A 17,411-nucleotide genomic window follows, 5' to 3' on the forward strand; every position below is an offset into this window, starting at 1 on the left:
TGATGATAGCGCGTTTATCGCCTCAAATTCAACCATAGCTTCCTTTTCGTAATAAGATTTTATTTTCTCATAGTGATGAATATGGTTCTGGCTTGCAGAGGTCAGCGTGAGCGCCATAAATAGAAGCACTGAAAATACCAATATAACAGGAAGCATTATACTGCCCTGCTGAGAAGCCAGAAGAAGCCGTAAATTGACCGATTCTTTTTTTTCCATTTAAAAATTCCACCTCCAGCAAAATAATCTGATCGCTGATTGTAAAATGGGCGGTTTTCAAGGAGGTTAAATAAATTTCATGCCCAGCCCCGTTCACCTGGCGTCTAAGCAGACTTCCATATAAGGAAAATACAATGAGGTTTCCTTCCGGACTGGTCAATGTCAGTCTTTGCGGCTCGACACGAAGTGTTTGGTGCAATTTAACCTCATTACGAAATTGAATTGAAAATAAATCCCACTCTTCGTGAATTGAGTACTCCAAATTCTCATTCATTTTAAAAAGGGAGGTAAATATTAGCGGCATTAACGCTGCTATAATTGTTAAAGCTGCTAAACAAATCATTACTTCGATTAAAGTAAAGCCATTACTCATTTTGCAAACAGGTTTGTGCAATGGCTGAGGGACGAATTTCATAGCTTACACAGATCCTTTCCCCTTTTTCCCAGCTGATTTGATAAGTGGTTCCTTCTTTAACGATCTTCTGCTGGACTTGTCCAGTCACTTTTATACGCTGAAGCTGCTCATATAATACCACCCAGGAGGCCGCTCTTTTGTTTGCTTCCTCGACTTTGAGTGTCATAGTGGCTGCTGCAGGAATGATTATGCTGCATAAAAACAAGATACACGCTAAAGCTGCTATTGCTTCAAATGCAGCAAACCCTCCTTTACTCTTCAACAACATAAAACCGCCCCTTGCCAAGATAATAATGAATTGCAAAGCTGGCATTTTTTATTTTAAACCGCATAACTCCAAAGGTATTAGTGCTGCCTGAGGGTAGAAACCAAAATGAGGTTAATGTGCTCGATTCAAGCATTTCGACTGTTTGGGGAAAATCTCTTTTGACAAGGAGCTTTTCACCTGATCCGCTGCCGGTGAAAATATAATAGTTCCCAGAACGGGGATAAAAGTGGAGTCTTACGGGTTCTTTGCCTGTAATCGCAACAAGCTGGGCATTATAGAGGTCTTTTACAATCTGATTTTTGAATCTGATCTCCTCTTCAAGCTCATACGTACGAAATACGAATGCAGTTGAAATTGACAGGATAATACTAACCATTAAAAGAACCACCATTAATTCTATCAGGGTAAATCCTTTTGTATTAAGAAGATTCAACGATTCTAACTTCCCCATTCTGTTGAATTGAAAGCGTTCTGCCATCAGGACAGGTGTTTTCGTCATCTCTTAGGTATCCTTTATTTTGTAATTCTTCAATTGAAGAAGGGAGCTGATTATGTGTCATTCGATACGATTCCACCTGGGCCTGTACCATCTGCTGAAATGCCTGGCAGCCCTTGCTGTTGATGGAACTGCTTTGCGAAGAAATATTTGGCAGGCTTATAACCAGCAGGATAGAAATTACGAGTAAAACGATGATCATTTCGATTAGGGTAAACGCACGGTTATTTTTTAAATATTTCACAATTATTTTTTTCATTTTCATTCCTCCTAGATCGTTTGCATAATTTGAAAAATTGGCAGCAGGATAATTAAATAGGCTCCTATGATCGCCAGTCCAAGCATGAAAAATAAGGACGGCTGGATAAAAGCAAACAGCTTTTCTGTTCTTTCTTCCAGGGAGCTAAGACAATAACGGCTGTAAAAGCTCCACTCCTCTTCCAATTGTCCATTTTCTTCACCATGCTCAGTGATCCGTTTAAGCTCATCTGTTAAGTAAGGAAGCTGCAGCAGGGTCTGATGAACTGTCTGCCCCCTTTTTAATTCATCAGAAATAAACTGGCCCATATGACAAAGAAGCTTTCGATAAGGCTGCTGTGAAAAAATTCGCAGCATTTCCTGAAAGGACATGCCTCCTTTTAATAAATGGGAAGCCTCTCTTGAGAATACATAGCTTGTATAGTGCCTGGCATAGTAGCCCAGTAATGGCACGGACGCAAGCAATGACCATTGATCATGCGCATCTTTGTTCTTAAAGTAATAAATAAACGTGAGAAAAAAGCATAATAAAACTGTTCCAATTGAAAGGAAGATAAAGGGAAGCTGATTGAACAACGTGGAGATGATAGACACGAGGCCATCTGAATCCTGGCCCATTGAAGAATAAAGAACGGTAAAGCGCGGAAGGAGATACATATTCAGAACTGACAGTACGACAATAAAAAGCACGAACAAAAACAGCGGATAGTGAAGCAGCTTTGACAGCCGTTTAATTTCCCTTCTCTGGTGGGTCATTAATTCCGCTGTATCCTTTAGCGTTTCTTCTACATTTCCATACCTTTCTGCGAAAAAAATATGGAGGCACACAAAGTCCGGGAACCCTAATTTACTCAGAGTATCACTCAGGTTTTTTCCATTTAAAAAATCATTGACCACCTCCTGATGAACAGCGGTTAAATTCAGCTCCAGATTAATCAGCAAAAATTCAATTGCGCGATCCAACGGATAACCGTTTGATTTAAGCTCTCCCAGGCGCTTCAGAAACGAGTCCTGATGTTTTCGCGGTATCATCTGTTTCCTGCTCCATCCAGCGGTAATATTCTTCAGTGGAAACATATCCGAGTGCCACTCCCTTCAATAATAATTTATTTATGGAGTCATGGCGGCAAAGCCCCCGCTCTGTTTGAGACAGAACAGACTGAAGAATTTTCCCTGTAAGAACTTCAAAAATTGTCGCGCGGGCGATCTCCGGTTTTGAACGGTTTACTTTAACGAGACGCTGTCCTGTTACTCCGATAAGTGTCTGAGTCAACTCTTCCTTCGAGACACCTAAATCGAGCATGCGATAAACCGCACCTTCTGCATTTTTTGCATGCAGCGTGGAAAGCACCAAATGGCCGCTCAAAGCAGCGCGCGCAGCAATTTGAGCTGTCTCTGGATCTCTTATTTCTCCAATAATAATAATATCAGGATCATGACGCAGAACAGCCTTGAGTCCGGCAGCATACGTAACACCTGCACGTTCATTAATTTGAACCTGCAGAATATGGTCCTGCTGTCTTTCAATTGGATCTTCAAGTGTGATGATATTTCTGTTTAGGTGGGTGGCGCAGTACTGAATGAGGGAGTATAAAGTTGTGGTTTTTCCGCTTCCTGTAGGTCCTGTAAAAAGAATCATGCCGTGGGAATAATGCACGAGGGATAAAAGCTGTTTGGCAGGTTTTGAGAATAATGAAAGTCTTTCAATAGGAACGGAAAAGGCTTGTGGGAGCAATCGTATAACAAGACTTTCTTTAAAGGATGAAGCGGGAAGTGTTGAAACGCGGAGGGAAAGTATATCTTCGTTAATATGGGCAGTAAAAGCACCGCTTTGGGGTTTCCGTTTGTCACCGATGTCCAATGAGGCCTTGAATTTCAAGTGCGAAATAAGCCTCTCTCCACTGGAATACGATAGTGTACGGAAGTGAACCAGATCCCCCTGGATCCTGAATTGTATAAGCATCTCCTCTCCTCTTGGAATTAAATGAATGTCAGAACTATTCTTCCTGGATGCTTCAGACAGTAAATGAGCTGCGAAGCGTTCCGCTCCAAAAGACATTAAATTTTTCACTCCTTTCATGTTGATTGTTATCTACTATACACTAACTTTTAAAAAATTTGTTGAATTTTTTAAAAATTTTGATAGTATTTTTACACACAAAAAAAGAAAGGCTTTCCGCCTCTCCTAATCAGCTCGTCATCATTAAGCATTGTTTTTTATTGGACAAGCTTCTGAGACCTTCAGGATTATATCCGACGATTAACTTACTACCATCAGTTAAAATAGGCCGTTTAAGTAATTTTGGATCTTCAATAATCAATTTGACGACTTCTGACAATGGCAGATCCTCGACATCTCTGCCTAAATTCTTAAATGATTGGCTTCTCGTAGCCAGAAGCTCGTCTAACCCGTCAGTGGTCAAAGAAAGGAGATGCAGCAATTCTTCGTATGTGGGTGTGTCTCTGAAGATATGCCGTTCCGAAACAGCAACATTGTTTTCTTTCAGCCATTTTTTCGTTTTACGGCAGGAAGTGCAGCTGGGATACGTATAAAATGTGATCGGTTTCATGTTATTGCCTCCTTTATATTTTGTACAACATTTGTTCACTATTTGTATCATGATCGTATATGTTTGTTTAGTATTGTATACCACTTGTATAATGTTTGTACACCTATTTTTCCACACTTTTTTTTTAAAAATTTTTACCAGCTGATTATTCAACTTTTTTTTCGATTGTAAATATGGATATTTTTCAACAAAAATCATCTAATATTCACAATCCAAAGGGTTGTGTTATTTACATTTCAATATGATATCCTATATAATAGGTTCGATGGATTGTTCGTATAAAGGAGGGATTTGGATGGATAAGATGTACCGAGTCATGGGCTTTTGGACTGGAATTTTTTCTGTACTATTTTACGTTGGACATATGCCTAAGACATCACTGCTTTTTCTTGCCCAGACGGGATTCTTCATCCTGCTCGGGTACTTGAAGCTATCTGAACGTATGTATGTTTATATTTTCTTTGTATACTTAACGCTTTTCTTTGCAGGATTTACTTATTACACAACCTTCAACATGCCGCTAAACGGTCCACTTTAAAATGTATTAAAAAACCCTCAAACTATATTGAGGGTTTTTTAATTCAAAGTATCAGCTAAAAACCGTTTAAGAAAGGGTTGGAGTTCATTTCATCCCCGATCGTTGTCACAGCGCCATGACCCGATAGCACATACGTTTCCTCAGGAAGTGTCAGGAGCTTTGTATGTATGCTCTTTAAAAGAAGGTTGTGATCACCACCTCTTAAGTCAGTTCTTCCAATGCTGCCCTGAAATAGTGCGTCGCCAGCAAGAACGATTCCCGCTTCCTTAAAATAAAAACTTACACTCCCCGGTGAATGGCCGGGTGTAAATAGGAGTTCAAACGTCCATTCTCCTATTTTCATTGATCCTTCGTTAGTAAATACCTGATCTGGTTCTCTCGCGGTTATAGGAGTAATCCCCTGAAAAAACGAAGATCCGTTTTTAGAGGGATCAGCCAGCCATTTTTTTTCGTTTTCATGTACATAAACCGGAATCTGATAATGATCCCGTAAAGCATCTACAGCACCGATATGATCAAAATGCGCGTGTGTTAATAAAATTGCCGACGGCTTTACTTTCTTTTTCTCTAAAAATTGCCGAACCTTGCCTGCTTCTTCTCCAGGGTCAACAATCAGGCAGTCCTGATGATTTGAGCTGTAAAGGAGGTAAGCATTTGTTTGCATTGGTCCAAGCGGTATTCTTATCCATTCCATATGATCACCTCATAGACTAGTTTAGCATGATTATCAGAGAGTTTGCTTCCAAAAAAAGCATTCTCACGAAAGTGTCACGATTAGCTCTCGACAATGATCCTAAAAAAATATAAAATAAGAAGAGGACACATATAGTTGCACTATTCTAGCTTATACTTAACGTGAACGACTGTAATGAAAGGGGTGCATAGAAATGAACGGTTTAACCATTATATTGGCATTAGTCACTATATTAGCAATTATTGGGACAATTTCATCCTTAAAAGGAAAAAACCTTATGGGGATTTTATTTGGCCTTGCAACACTTGGCGTATTCGGCTGGTTTACGATTATGACAATTATCAAGGATGGCTACCCGCATTAAATAAAAATGCGTTGCAGAATAAAAGAATATACGCAATTCTAAAAAAGAGCTGACTCGATTGTCAGCTCTTTTACGTTATTCATTCAATTTTTGCTGGACAGAGGCCAGTTTATTTTGCATAGAATGATCATTATGGTCTCTTCTGTCGTCAATCCGGATGTTTGTGGCTACACGAGCGATTTCATGCTGGAAAGGAGCTTCATGAATTTCCTGGAGAACCTCAAAAAGAATGGAAAGCTCACCCTCAATCAATGTGCTCATTGGTGTTAGCTCGTATGTTATTTTCCCTTCCCCGGCCCATTTTTCCAGGATTTTCTGAATAGCTGCTACATAGCTGCTGACACTTGGTGTTTTTGTTCCGATTGGAATCACTGTTACATCAACGATTGGCATTATTGTAAATCCTCCTCAAAAATAATAAGAGAAGAAATCTCCCCTTTTTCAATCTCTGCAATTGAAGTAAGCTGATAACCAGTTAGACAATATAACCCATTTGGTGAACAGGCTAAAGGTTCATTATTAGCCAGTTGATTAATAATCGTTTCTTCGTTCGTATTTAAATTAAGAGATACCAGCGAAAAGCCTTTATCCTTGCTGTATAATTCCCCGCTTTTATTAGGCTTAAACAGAATTAGCTTTCCAGCCTCTTGTGCTATATCATATTCAGGCAAAACCCATTGTGAATATGTATGTACAGCAGGCACTTCAAAGACGATTTTCTTAGTGTACCCTTCAATTTCAAACGTGAAAGATTCTTTCTCTTCATCCACTTTTACCGTTATAAACATCTCCGGGAGTAAATCGAATGCAAAAACATCATCATAAGCCTGCTTTTCTATTCCTGTTTCAATGAAGTATTCATAAACTGCCTGGTGAGGCTCTGTCATTTCTTTTGACCATGTTTGATATATGATTGAAGCTTCAGATGACCAGGTCAAAAAAGGAGGAATACCGGAGAGCTGCTGCCATTCAGACTTTTCTATGTCAGCGGTCCAGACTTCATATTCCCAATTTTCATCAAACGCAGTAAAAAGGATCTTTCTTTCATCTGCTGGATTCCAGCTGTAAGCAAGCTCATAGGATTCAATAGGTTGTGACCAAACTTCCTTCATGGAGTTCATCATCAACACTGAAGCATTTGCTCCATACACTTCATCCGCTTCATGGAGAAGAAGAAGTTCCTTAGATGGACTTAATGAAGCAGTATTAAGCTTTCCTTCCCGGGTAAGGATTACGTTTGATTTACCGGTTAAAATATCATATTTATTTACACTAAAGAAATGTTGACTTTGGGTAATATAAATAAATGCTGTATTATCTGTCCAATCCACCACACTGTGAAAATCATTTTCTGAAATCACAAGGGGAATAATCGAGTCAAAAGGTTCTGCTTCACTATGTACAGAGGGATCTTCATGCATGGATACTTTATTTGCGGGAAAACAGCCGGCGAAAAACACAGCAAAGGATAAACTGTAAACGATTAACGCTGCGTTTTTCACTCAGCTCCCACCCTTTCTCATCTAATTCCTAATTTCTTCTAGCATATACCTCAACTGACGAAGGCGAAAGATAAAAGTTTCTTAACTTCAGAAATTTATTCAGGTAGACCCATTAAACTTTGAATAAAAACAGGTTTCATTGCTGTATATATCTCAGGGAACTGAGACAGAGGCAGTGGATTTACCCCTCTCCCTAGCTCAAATGTAAATCCAGGTTTGCGAAATTCAGCAATATACCAATCTTTATAGCCTGCATGACTGTCTACATACTGTACGGACCTATAACCGCTTAATTCGCTGAACAAAGCGGCGTACTTGGCAGATTCAGGCGGTTCAAGTCCTTCGTATCCCCAGTAGAATTCAGCCCCTTGCGTGTGCAGGGCGATCATCATTTGAAAAGGTATGTTCTCTGCAATTTGGGCCATCGTCTTCGATTCCGGCTGATCCAGAGGAGCATTGCCTGGAAAATCTCTCGGTGCCGGAGAGGTAACCTGCGTTCTCTCCTTTTCCAGCTCCCAGCCTGCCGGGAATTGGTCATTTAAATCGACCCCATTTATATTTGCTTTCCAGCCGGAAAAATCAGTTGAACCACCATTTATTTTAACCACCGATTCTTCATTTGAAGAAGATGGACCATTTATAACCAGCTCCACCCCATCAGGATTCACCATTCCAACGACATACAAAGTGGATCCTCTGTAGGCATTCATACGTCTTTGATGCTCATTGGATTGATTGTTAGATATATGCCATAAGTGTTCATCGAGAAGTGACATTAGTATTGGAGTGGTAATCCATTCATTCGCATGAAAAGAAGCATTCCATTGCACAAGCCTTGATCCTTTTCCAATCCTAAGTAAATACAGAGGCCTTCCTTCCACGCTGCTTCCAATTTCAGTTTGCTCTATAAAAGGATAAACGCTTTTAAGTCGTGTAAAATCCTGAGACAGATTAGAAGGAGAGTATTCATAAGCCCGGGATGCCGGTTCATTTTGGGCTCTGCTCGGAATCCTCAATAGATTACCCGGCGCTAAGGATTGGGGCTGAACGAGCGGATTGACGAATGTAAGTCTTTCCAGTGGGATGTTAAATTTCCGGTGAATCGACCAAAAAGAATCACCTGGCTGGACAGTGTACTGCCAAGCAATATAACCGGGAATTTTTATTGTCTGTCCAATCATTAAGCGATTCGGATTGGCGGTTGGGTTTGAATCAATGATCAGTTCCAGCGGCACTGAGAAAATGCGGGAATACAAAGCAAATGTATCATTTTGACGAACCAGTATATCCATAATCTCCCCCCTCAACAAACAATATTCCGGTTTAAGTAAGATCATGATAAGGTTTGAATCCCTTTCAATTTGGAGTTTAAAAAAGCGAAACTGCAAAAGAGTTTGTCTGAAACACAAAGAACCAGATGAAGCTCTAGACACCATATTCAAAGCACCACAAAAAACACGAGCCTTTTTAAAAGGCTCGTGTTAATCTGTTATTCTTCAATTGTTACATCTTCCTCTAGCAAGCGGCCATTTTCCGGATCATAGAACCGGAGAAGGTCACCGTAAATTATTTCATCATTGTAAGCCAGCTCTTCATTTGCGCGTTCAATAAACGGAGCACATAGCTCTGTATCTGTCGCTTCGCCGGTTTCTTTATCCCAACAGGTTTCTCCAGCCCATACTAAATCTTCAGTAATGAACCGGCCATCACGGAGAATGACGAAATTATCGTTTTCTTCCGAGAAAATGTCCTGACCAAATTGAATGGATTTATCTGATTCAACTCCAAGCAGGTTTTGAATCGTTGGCTTTAAATCAACCTGACCGGCTAAAGAATGGTTAGTTTCTCCCCCGATTCCTGATCCCGGTACGTGGACGAAGAATGGTACACGCTGAAGCTGTGCAGATTCAAATGGCGTAATTTCTTTGTCCATGTATTGGCTCATCGCCACATTATGATTTTCTGAAATACCATAATGGTCACCATACATCACAATCACGGAGTCTTCATAAATACCTGCTTCTTTTAATGAAGTAAAGAACTCTTTTATTGCTTCGTCAGTGTAGCGAACTGTCTGGAAGTAACGGTTTAAAGTCCCAGAATTCGAATCATATTCATCAATAAACTTATCTTCTTCATCCAAATAGAAAGGGTGATGGTTTGTTAAAGTGATCAATTTTGAATAAAAAGGCTTTTCCATCTCTTTCATATGTTCAACTGACTGCTGTAAGAACGGAATATCCTTCATTCCCCAGTTTACAGCCTCCCCTTCTCCAACAGTATAGTCAGGAAGTGAATAGAAGCGGTCATAACCGAAGTTTTCGTACACGATGTCGCGGTTCCAGAAGCTTTTATTATTCGCATGCATCGCAGAAGTAAAGTATCCTTCTTTGTTTAAGCTGTCCGTCAGTGTGTGGTATTCATTTCCACTGTGTGTGAAGAATACAGCCCCTCTTCCAAGAGGATACAGGGAGTTATCAAGAATGAACTCGGAATCGGATGTTTTCCCCTGTTCTGTCTGATGATAAAAGTTATCCAGGTAAATCGTATCTTCATCTTCAGTCAGACTGTTTAAAAACGGAGTGATAACCTCGCCGTTCATTTCGTTATTAATTACAAAATTCTGTGTTGATTCAAGCTTTACAACAATTAGGTTTTTACCTTCAGCGATCCCATGAAGGTCACTTGCAGGCTCAATTGATTTTGCTTCTACATAATTATTTACATCTACAAGCTCGCTGCTGTCTGCAAGCGCACGCTGAGCAGACTGTTTGGATTGTAAATAGATATCATAAAGATGGTAATTATTAAGGCCGATATTTTTAACGAGCATTTCACGGTCAAAAGTACGGGTCAAAAGCTGAGGGCGTTCAGTTTCAGCCAATCCTAAATTAAAGAAAAAAGTAGCGATGGTAACTAGAAAATATGCTCTTCTGTTGATTTTCGTTGTTTCTTTAAATGCCACAAATGATGGCTTCATCTTCGCAATTGCAATCAATACAATAATATCCAGGAAATACAATGCATCTGTCCAATAAATATTTTCCAGTGCACTCCCTCCAAGATCTCCAAAATTGTTCGTTTGGAATAAAACTGGAAGGGTAATGAAGTCATTAAAGAATCGGTAGAACACCATATTTGAAAATAAGATGATGGTTAAAACCGCACTTGTGATAATCACGTATAGGTTTCTATTTTTCTCTTTTTTAATAAAAAGAGCGACTCCAAAGATTAGGAGCAGAAAGCTTAACGGGTTGATAAATAAAATTATCGCTTGCATGACATTTTCAATGTTAATACTAAAGCTTGCGTAATAAGACACTACGGTCTTAATCCATAGGAACGCAATGGCTATAATGACAATTGAAAGCTTTGGCATTGTCCATTTTTTGTTCATAAACTTTCCTCCTCAAATCTTTAAAAACCAATTAGCATTTTTTTCTATTTATTTCTAAAATGTGGTTACACCCGATAGGTCAGTCATAATCTTACTCCTTTTCATGAGTAAAAGCAAATTGAACTTTACACAACTTTAAAATCTTATTTACAATTCCACCATAATAGACGACTCAAACCTTAAAAAGTTTCCTATTTTATAAAATTAATAAAATAGCATCTAAAGTAGCATCATCCATAAGTCCCGTATCGTAAACGGAATTTACAATAATAGCTGTTTATTATACAGAAAAAAAGCTGCCTTGTCCACAAGGCAGCTTTTTCTTAATATCCTTCATATTAATGTTTGTATTTAATTAGCCAGGCAGCACCAATTACTCCAGCATCGTTTCCAAGTGTTGCAATTTCAAGAGTAGTTGACTCAGCTACTGTCGGAAAAGCATATTGTTTGAATTTAGCCCGCAGAGGCGTTAACAGGGTCTCTCCTGCTTTTGATACGCCTCCCCCAATTACGATCTTTTCAGGGTTAAGTGCACTCCCCAGATTTGCAAGCGCAAGTCCAAGATAGAAGGTCAGCTGATCTACTATTTTGGCTGCAGCCTTATCGCCCTGATTAACAGCATCAAAAATTGCTTTCGCTGAAAGGTGCCCGGTGTTATGAAGGGTTTCTCTTAATATAGAGGGCTCGTTATTTTTTTTCAGTTCATCGATTGCAAGTCTTGATACACCAGTTGCTGAAGCAACTGTTTCAAGACATCCGTATTTACCGCAATTACAATAATAGCCGTCAACCGGCACTGATGTAATATGACCGATTTCTCCTGCAGCTCCTTTAATGCCATGGGCAATATCCCCATTAACAATAACACCGCCACCGACTCCGGTTCCCAGAGTCACACAGACGACATCTCTCGCACCGTCTCCGGCGCCTTTCCACATCTCCCCTAATGCTGCTACATTTGCATCGTTTTCGATTACAACGGAAAGCCCGGTCAATTGCTGAAGTTCATCTCTTAACGCTACAGGCTTCTCCCAGCCGATATTTACAGCCGTGTATAAAATTCCTGTCTGCATATTTACGGGTCCTGGTGCTCCTACCCCAATCCCTAATAAATGTTCTTTCGAGAGATTTCGCTGAAGCATTTTTTTCTGTATGGAAGCAGCAATATCCGGAATAATTTGAGTTCCATTATTAATTTTGTTTGTTGGGATTTCCCATTTTTCAACGATTGTTCCGTCTTCTTTAATCAAGGCCTGCTTTACAGTTGTACCGCCGATATCGACACCTATAATAAACTTTTCACTCATCCATTTCACCTGTCTGTCTCTTGATTTTTTTTTGCTTCTCACGTTCCAATTCACTTCTTAAAATCAATACCGCTTTTTGAAACTCTTGTACTTCAATTAGTTTGGAATGATACAGCTCTCTTATTTCAAGCTCCATCATTTCAATATTTGCTGCTCTGTCGCCTACATAAACGAAAATTCCATACCGCTTCAATAGCTGTTGGATATCCCATAATGAAGATAAATTCATTGTTTTCCCCCGGTGTGTAATGTCATGTCCAAGTATAAGCTAATGAGGCTTTAAGCTCAATATGTTTACTGTATTTATACACGTAAGAATGAAGGTCCTTATTCCTGCCGATTTTTATTAATGGCATCTACAAGCTCCCGGTATGGCTCGTGATCGGGTGAATACGATAGTGCGAGCTCTGCCTGCTCTTTCGCTTCATCTGTATTCCCCATTTCAAGCTGTACCAGTGCAAGATTATAATGAGCTTCATGAAACCCTTCCCGCCTCTCAATAGCCAGTTCAAGATTTTCGATGCCCTTATCATACTCTTCTTGATTAAGCTCCACAAATGCAAGTAAAAAATAGGTTTCAGAAGTGGCTTCGCCTTCCTCTTTCAACTCGGTAAGAATGGCATAAGCTTCAGAAAAATCTCCATCCTGAATATCCTCCTGAGCAATGGCATTAACAGCCATAGGATCCTTCTGTACCAGTGCCCCGCTGTATCCGGCCTGCAAAGATAAAACGATCCAAAGAATTAACGCTGCCCCAAATATTCCCTGTTTAAAGCTCATTTTCGTTTTTGGCAGCGATACAAGACCAGCCGCTAAGAACCCTCCTGCAAGTCCTCCTAAATGTGCTGCATTGTCAATACCAGGAACCGTAAAGCCGAAAACAATATTAATCCCAATAACCACCAGTACATTCATTCCCATTGTTCTGATAAAAAGTCCCGGTCTTTTTGCGCCAAAATAGAGCAATGCCCCAAAGCAGCCAAAAATCGCTCCGCTTGCCCCTGCAGATATGGTAAAGGAAAAAACAAAACTCATTAACGATCCCGTAAAACCTGCCAGAAGATAAATAAGTAGAAACCTGATCCTGCCATATATCCTTTCAATTAAAGGACCGAGATAAAACAAGGCCAACGTATTCATAAATAAATGAAGAAAGCCTATATGTAACACGATGGGGGTAAAAAATCTCCACCACTCCCCCTCGTTAATCAAGGGATTATATTTTGCGCCATAATCAATCAGCACTTGTGTATTCGTACTTCCCCCGTTTGTTTCAAGCAAGTAAAACATGATCACGTGCAGCGCGATAAAAAAATAGGTAAAGAAAGGAGAAGCTGCGTTAAACACTTGTTTCTCGTTCTCCTTTTCAGATTTGTCATGACTAAGTGCATGACGTTTAATTTCTTCTGTTTGAGCAGCGATAGAGAAATCATCTTTCGATTCTTCCATTTGGAAATGGTTTGCTGGACCATCTATTTTTGATGCTGCACTGTCAGTTGCAATCTCTGAATGAATGGTGTATCGCTTAGTCGATATTGATGGAAATTGATTCTTTACCTGTTCAAGTTCCGTTCCGGCATTTTCTACAAAATAATAATTTTCAACATGTATATTTCTCAATTTGAGGCTTTTTCTTATTTTCTCTGATCGTTGAGCCAGCTCTTCCAAATCAGCTTGAAGCGTTTCATAAGACTTTTTGTCATCGATATCAGGTTCAAGATAAAGCATGCGGATAATTCTTTTATTCTGTCCTTCAAGCCATAGCTCGTCCTGCATCTTTGAGAGATGGATAATGCGGAACCCATGGCGGGTTATGAATGTATGAGCCATTGTCCAATAATTAAGTTTTTCTTTTTTTGTCAAAAGGTCCACTTCTTTCTACTGCCTTAATATTCTTACTATAACGAAAACAGGCAAATGAAGTACAGTTACGGCTTAAGGGTAAGACCCTCTCCGATGATACGTTTAACCGGCAGATCATGAGCTTCAACCGGGACAGCATCAAGCACCTGTTCAGTAAAGCAGAGCGAAATCGTGTTGCCATTATAATATGAAAGAAACCGGTCAAAATAGCCTCCGCCATAGCCAAGACGAAAGCCTTTTGAGTCAAAGGCCAAACCAGGAACAAAAAGCAGATCAATCCGACCAGGCTCGACTCTTTCAAGAGACGGCTCCGGCTCCAATAAATCAAAGTAGGATGGCGAGACGTCGTTAAAGGATTTAATCAGATGAAAATGCATCTCTCTAGTTTTATGTATACACCTTGGAGCTGTTACTTTCTTTCCCTCACTCCATGCTTTTCTGATGATTTCATACGTATCTACTTCGGGAAACCTTGATATAGTAATTCCGATCATTGTTGCGGCTTTCCAGTTATCGGTTTGGTAAAGGGTTTGGTGGATTATGGAGGAGCGTTCTTTATACTGTTTTCTATCCAATTTATTCAGCTTTAAAACCATATTTTGGCGCAATTCCTTCTTACTCAATTTTTCATCCCCTTATTTCTTCTCTACATTAAGTATAAAAAATGCCAGAAACGTTGAAAAACAACATTTCTGGCACTTTGACATTATTTAGTCTCGCGGTGAAGCGTCACTTTCTTCAAACGTGGACTATATTTTTTAAGTTCAATACGATCTGGGTTATTACGCTTGTTTTTAGTGGTGATGTAGTTACGGTCACCTGTTTCAGTGCAAGCTAATGTAATGTTAACACGCATGTCTTATCCCTCCAAACATTCAAATGCTAATAAAGCTATTCGATTTCATACGACTTTATCATGATACCACTATTCTAAGTAAAAATCCACACTGAAAGTAAGCAAAAGAGATAAATTATTTATACGTAAAAAAATTCTACATATTTCGTCCTCATTCGACCAATCGCTTCATCCTCATGGTACAATATTGTTTGAATAAACGGGTTATATAGGAGGTGAAAGAGTTGGAAATAGCTGTAATGATAGTTGTCGGGCTTGCAGTCCTTCTAATGATTATTTCAATTTTCATTAAGGACCGCTCAAAAGCTAATGAACGTGAAATCGAGGAACTTTCCCTAAATTTTTATCAGGAACTACAACAGTTGAAAAAAAGAATAAAAATAGTAGAACAACAAATCCTGGCAGCTGGTAATCAGCTTCAGCCTATGAAGGCTGCAACTGCAACGGAAGTTCCATTAAAAAAACCAGAGAACAAGAGAGAAAAGCAAACTCCAGTGAATCAAACAGCCATTAACCAGGTAATTTTACTACATAAGCAAGGAGTGTCAATTGACCAGATAGTATCTTTGTCTTCTCTATCAAGGGATAAAGTTTTTAACATTATTCAAAACAGATAAGTGAGGAACGAATATGGACCGCAAATCAATAAGAGCTTTAGCTGCCGGAATGCTTTTCGGGGCTTTACTAATGTTTTCTATTACGTATTTTACTGCTGAAGAAGAAATTAAAGCCTCAGAGGACAATACAGCAAAGGAAGACCACATTTATTCTGAGGAAGGAACAATCACCCTTACAGCTGAAGAGCATGAGGCGCTCCTCGCACAAATTCAGGAGTGGGAGAATCGTGTAATTGAACTAAGCACCGCTCAGGACAACGCTGAAGGTGAAACAGCTGCTGCAAGCGTAATGACCAGATACATATTAAAAATAGAATCCGGCATGAGTTTTCCTGATGTCAGCAAAAAGCTTGCTGAATATGAGATCATTCAAGACGCCTCCTCATTAAATGACTACTTAACAGACAACCAATTAACTGATCTTGTTAAAATTGGCGAGTATGAAGTTCATTCCAATATGACAGTTGAGGAAATTGGAACTCTTATCACCAACTAAAAAGCAAGGAGCCTCAGGCTCCTTGCTTTTATTTATTCAGGTCATATCTTCTTCCTTTTACAAGGTAAAAGATATTCTCAGAAATATTGGTTACGTGATCAGCTGCACGTTCGAGATAACGGCAAATAAAAGATAATTGAGTAATTTGGGGAAGTTTATTATTATTTTCAGCGCTTATGCTTAAAAGCTCCTGGATCGTTTGTCCGTATAAACTGTCTACCGTGTCATCAAGCTCAGCAATTCTTTTTGCTTTAACAATGTCTTCCTCTATAAATGCCTCAATAACCAAACCGATCATCTCAGTAGTTTGGTTATGCATCTCCCGCACACTTGCGATCGGTTTAACCAATGGTTCATTTCCAATTCTTATGGTAGATTTTGCAATATTAACGCCGAAATCAGCTATGCGCTCTAAATCTGCAGCTATTTTAATAGCGACAATTACTCTGCGAAGATCTGTTGCAACCGGCTGCTGTTTTGCAATCAGCAGAATGGCCTGATCATTAATTTCTTCCTCTAGCTGGTTGGCTTTTATATCTTCATCCATTATGGAAAGGGCAAGATCAATATCCTGATTTTCAAGCGCAACCAGTGATCGCTCAAGAGCCTTTTGAGCAAACTTCCCGAGTTCAATGATCTTGTTATTTAAACTCGTTAATTCTGATTCATAAATTTCACGAACTGACATTTCCATCCCTGCTTTCCTATCCAAAATTCCTGTTATCCAAATCGACCAGAAATATAATCTTCTGTACGTTTATCTGACGGGTTTGAAAATATCTTATCCGTGCTGTCGTATTCTATAACCTCTCCATTTAAGAAGAATGCTGTTTTGTCAGATATACGGGCTGCCTGCTGCATGTTATGTGTCACAATAATAATACTGTAATCCTTCTTAAGCTCCTGAACCAGCTCCTCAACCTTAAGGGTAGAAATGGGATCAAGCGCAGAAGTCGGCTCGTCCATTAAAATCACATCAGGTTCAATCGCCAGACAGCGGGCAATACAGATTCGCTGCTGCTGACCGCCGGACAAACCATAAGCATTTTCATTCAGACGATCTTTGACCTCATCCCAAATAGCAGCTCCGCGAAGACTTTTTTCCACTATTTCATCCAGAATTTTTTTATTTTTTATTCCATGAATGCGGGGACCATAAGCAATATTATCGTAAATGGACTTTGGAAATGGATTTGGCTTTTGGAAAACCATCCCCACTTTTGTGCGCAGCTCCTCCACGCGGTACTCTTTGCTGAAAATATTTCTTCCCCGATAATTAATTGCACCGGATGTTTTAACTGAAGGAATTGTTTCAATCATTCGATTGAGCGTTTTTATATAAGTGGATTTACCACAGCCGGATGGGCCGATAATCGCTGTTACCTCGTTTTCTTTAATATCCAGCTCAATATTTTTTAATGCATGATTCGTGCCATACCATAAGTTAAGTCCTTCTGTTTTATAAACAGATGACTTATTCTTTTTTACTTCTTCTTTTTCCGGAACGTCTATTTTAGGTTTTACTGATGTTGTCATGTTAAAAGCTCCCTTCAC

General features: G+C 39.5%; 23 protein-coding genes. 4 read left to right on the forward strand and 19 right to left on the reverse strand.

The genetic code is table 11. The annotated features are described in order from the left end of the window. Nucleotides 1-67 precede the first annotated feature (67 nt). The 7 genes from comGF to C4B60_RS04885 form a co-directional block, all read right to left on the reverse strand. Entirely contained in the window at nt 68-631 is a 564-nt protein-coding gene (comGF, locus tag C4B60_RS04855; RefSeq protein ID WP_104056888.1) for a competence type IV pilus minor pilin ComGF, read from the reverse strand. Beyond that, a complete protein-coding gene (locus tag C4B60_RS04860; protein WP_104056889.1) occupies nt 582-899 on the reverse strand; it encodes a hypothetical protein in 318 nt (105 codons plus the stop codon). The genes comGF and C4B60_RS04860 overlap by 50 nt, the downstream gene beginning before the upstream one ends. Then, the gene (gene comGD, locus C4B60_RS04865) at nt 883-1,350 is read right to left on the reverse strand and encodes a competence type IV pilus minor pilin ComGD (protein WP_167578579.1); all 468 of its coding nucleotides are present in this window, start codon (nt 1,348-1,350) and stop codon (nt 883-885) included. Before comGD ends, C4B60_RS04860 begins: the two co-directional genes overlap by 17 nt. Continuing rightward, nucleotides 1,319-1,654 carry a competence type IV pilus major pilin ComGC gene (comGC, locus tag C4B60_RS04870; RefSeq protein WP_104056891.1) on the reverse strand — a complete coding sequence of 112 codons (336 nt, stop codon included), beginning with the start codon at nt 1,652-1,654 and terminating at the stop codon, nt 1,319-1,321. Before comGC ends, comGD begins: the two co-directional genes overlap by 32 nt. Before the next feature lie 11 nt (nt 1,655-1,665). Then, entirely contained in the window at nt 1,666-2,685 is a 1,020-nt protein-coding gene (gene comGB / locus C4B60_RS04875) for a competence type IV pilus assembly protein ComGB (RefSeq protein WP_167578580.1), read from the reverse strand. Continuing rightward, entirely contained in the window at nt 2,633-3,712 is a 1,080-nt protein-coding gene (gene comGA / locus C4B60_RS04880) for a competence type IV pilus ATPase ComGA (protein ID WP_104056893.1), read from the reverse strand. The genes comGB and comGA overlap by 53 nt, the downstream gene beginning before the upstream one ends. A gap of 130 nt (nt 3,713-3,842) precedes the next feature. Further along, nucleotides 3,843-4,223 (reverse strand): Spx/MgsR family RNA polymerase-binding regulatory protein, encoded by a 381-nt coding sequence (locus tag C4B60_RS04885; RefSeq protein WP_104056894.1) that lies wholly within the window; start codon nt 4,221-4,223, stop codon nt 3,843-3,845. A gap of 295 nt (nt 4,224-4,518) precedes the next feature. Between C4B60_RS04885 and C4B60_RS04890 the strand changes: the two genes are divergently transcribed. Beyond that, nucleotides 4,519-4,761, forward strand: coding sequence for a DUF2626 domain-containing protein (locus C4B60_RS04890; RefSeq protein ID WP_104056895.1), 243 nt, complete (start codon nt 4,519-4,521; stop codon nt 4,759-4,761). A 55-nt stretch (nt 4,762-4,816) separates the two neighbouring features. Here C4B60_RS04890 and C4B60_RS04895 read toward each other — a convergent pair whose 3' ends face one another. Further along, nucleotides 4,817-5,455, reverse strand: a complete 639-nt coding sequence (locus C4B60_RS04895) for an MBL fold metallo-hydrolase (RefSeq protein WP_104056896.1) — start codon at nt 5,453-5,455, stop codon at nt 4,817-4,819. Between the two features lie 193 nt (nt 5,456-5,648). Between C4B60_RS04895 and C4B60_RS04900 the strand changes: the two genes are divergently transcribed. Continuing rightward, complete coding sequence (locus tag C4B60_RS04900) at nt 5,649-5,819, forward strand: DUF2759 domain-containing protein (RefSeq protein WP_104056897.1); 171 nt, start codon at nt 5,649-5,651, stop codon at nt 5,817-5,819. A gap of 75 nt (nt 5,820-5,894) precedes the next feature. Here C4B60_RS04900 and C4B60_RS04905 read toward each other — a convergent pair whose 3' ends face one another. The 9 genes from C4B60_RS04905 to rpmG form a co-directional block, all read right to left on the reverse strand. Further along, entirely contained in the window at nt 5,895-6,212 is a 318-nt protein-coding gene (locus C4B60_RS04905; RefSeq protein ID WP_104056898.1) for an MTH1187 family thiamine-binding protein, read from the reverse strand. Continuing rightward, a complete protein-coding gene (locus tag C4B60_RS04910; protein WP_104056899.1) occupies nt 6,212-7,321 on the reverse strand; it encodes a YqgU-like beta propeller domain-containing protein in 1,110 nt (369 codons plus the stop codon). Before C4B60_RS04910 ends, C4B60_RS04905 begins: the two co-directional genes overlap by 1 nt. 95 nt (nt 7,322-7,416) lie before the next feature. Then, nucleotides 7,417-8,613, reverse strand: a complete 1,197-nt coding sequence (locus C4B60_RS04915) for a M14 family metallopeptidase (RefSeq protein WP_104056900.1) — start codon at nt 8,611-8,613, stop codon at nt 7,417-7,419. A gap of 197 nt (nt 8,614-8,810) precedes the next feature. Beyond that, complete coding sequence (locus tag C4B60_RS04920) at nt 8,811-10,718, reverse strand: LTA synthase family protein (protein ID WP_104056901.1); 1,908 nt, start codon at nt 10,716-10,718, stop codon at nt 8,811-8,813. 338 nt (nt 10,719-11,056) lie between these two features. Continuing rightward, entirely contained in the window at nt 11,057-12,025 is a 969-nt protein-coding gene (locus tag C4B60_RS04925; protein WP_104056902.1) for an ROK family glucokinase, read from the reverse strand. Continuing rightward, nucleotides 12,018-12,254 (reverse strand): YqgQ family protein, encoded by a 237-nt coding sequence (locus tag C4B60_RS04930; RefSeq protein WP_104056903.1) that lies wholly within the window; start codon nt 12,252-12,254, stop codon nt 12,018-12,020. The genes C4B60_RS04925 and C4B60_RS04930 overlap by 8 nt, the downstream gene beginning before the upstream one ends. A 98-nt stretch (nt 12,255-12,352) precedes the next feature. Further along, nucleotides 12,353-13,888 carry a rhomboid family intramembrane serine protease gene (locus C4B60_RS04935; protein ID WP_104056904.1) on the reverse strand — a complete coding sequence of 512 codons (1,536 nt, stop codon included), beginning with the start codon at nt 13,886-13,888 and terminating at the stop codon, nt 12,353-12,355. Nucleotides 13,889-13,953: 65 nt separating this feature from the next. After that, nucleotides 13,954-14,511 (reverse strand): 5-formyltetrahydrofolate cyclo-ligase, encoded by a 558-nt coding sequence (locus tag C4B60_RS04940; protein WP_245153873.1) that lies wholly within the window; start codon nt 14,509-14,511, stop codon nt 13,954-13,956. Nucleotides 14,512-14,594: 83 nt separating this feature from the next. After that, nucleotides 14,595-14,744, reverse strand: a complete 150-nt coding sequence (rpmG, locus tag C4B60_RS04945) for a 50S ribosomal protein L33 (RefSeq protein ID WP_039809691.1) — start codon at nt 14,742-14,744, stop codon at nt 14,595-14,597. Nucleotides 14,745-14,968: 224 nt separating this feature from the next. Here rpmG and C4B60_RS04950 point away from each other — a divergent pair, with 224 nt between their 5' ends. Together C4B60_RS04950 and C4B60_RS04955 are read left to right on the forward strand one after the other, a co-directional pair. Continuing rightward, complete coding sequence (locus tag C4B60_RS04950; protein ID WP_104056905.1) at nt 14,969-15,361, forward strand: hypothetical protein; 393 nt, start codon at nt 14,969-14,971, stop codon at nt 15,359-15,361. Between the two features lie 13 nt (nt 15,362-15,374). After that, complete coding sequence (locus tag C4B60_RS04955) at nt 15,375-15,857, forward strand: hypothetical protein (protein WP_104056906.1); 483 nt, start codon at nt 15,375-15,377, stop codon at nt 15,855-15,857. Between the two features lie 28 nt (nt 15,858-15,885). Here the strand turns inward: C4B60_RS04955 and phoU are convergent, their stop codons facing one another. Both phoU and pstB read right to left on the reverse strand, forming a co-directional pair. Continuing rightward, nucleotides 15,886-16,545 carry a phosphate signaling complex protein PhoU gene (gene phoU, locus C4B60_RS04960; RefSeq protein WP_104057263.1) on the reverse strand — a complete coding sequence of 220 codons (660 nt, stop codon included), beginning with the start codon at nt 16,543-16,545 and terminating at the stop codon, nt 15,886-15,888. A 32-nt stretch (nt 16,546-16,577) separates the two neighbouring features. Continuing rightward, a complete protein-coding gene (pstB, locus tag C4B60_RS04965) occupies nt 16,578-17,393 on the reverse strand; it encodes a phosphate ABC transporter ATP-binding protein PstB (protein WP_104056907.1) in 816 nt (271 codons plus the stop codon). Nucleotides 17,394-17,411: the final 18 nt, after the last annotated feature.

This window comes from Jeotgalibacillus proteolyticus, assembly GCF_002926065.1.
GTDB classification, from domain to species: Bacteria; Bacillota; Bacilli; order Bacillales; family Jeotgalibacillaceae; genus Jeotgalibacillus; species Jeotgalibacillus proteolyticus.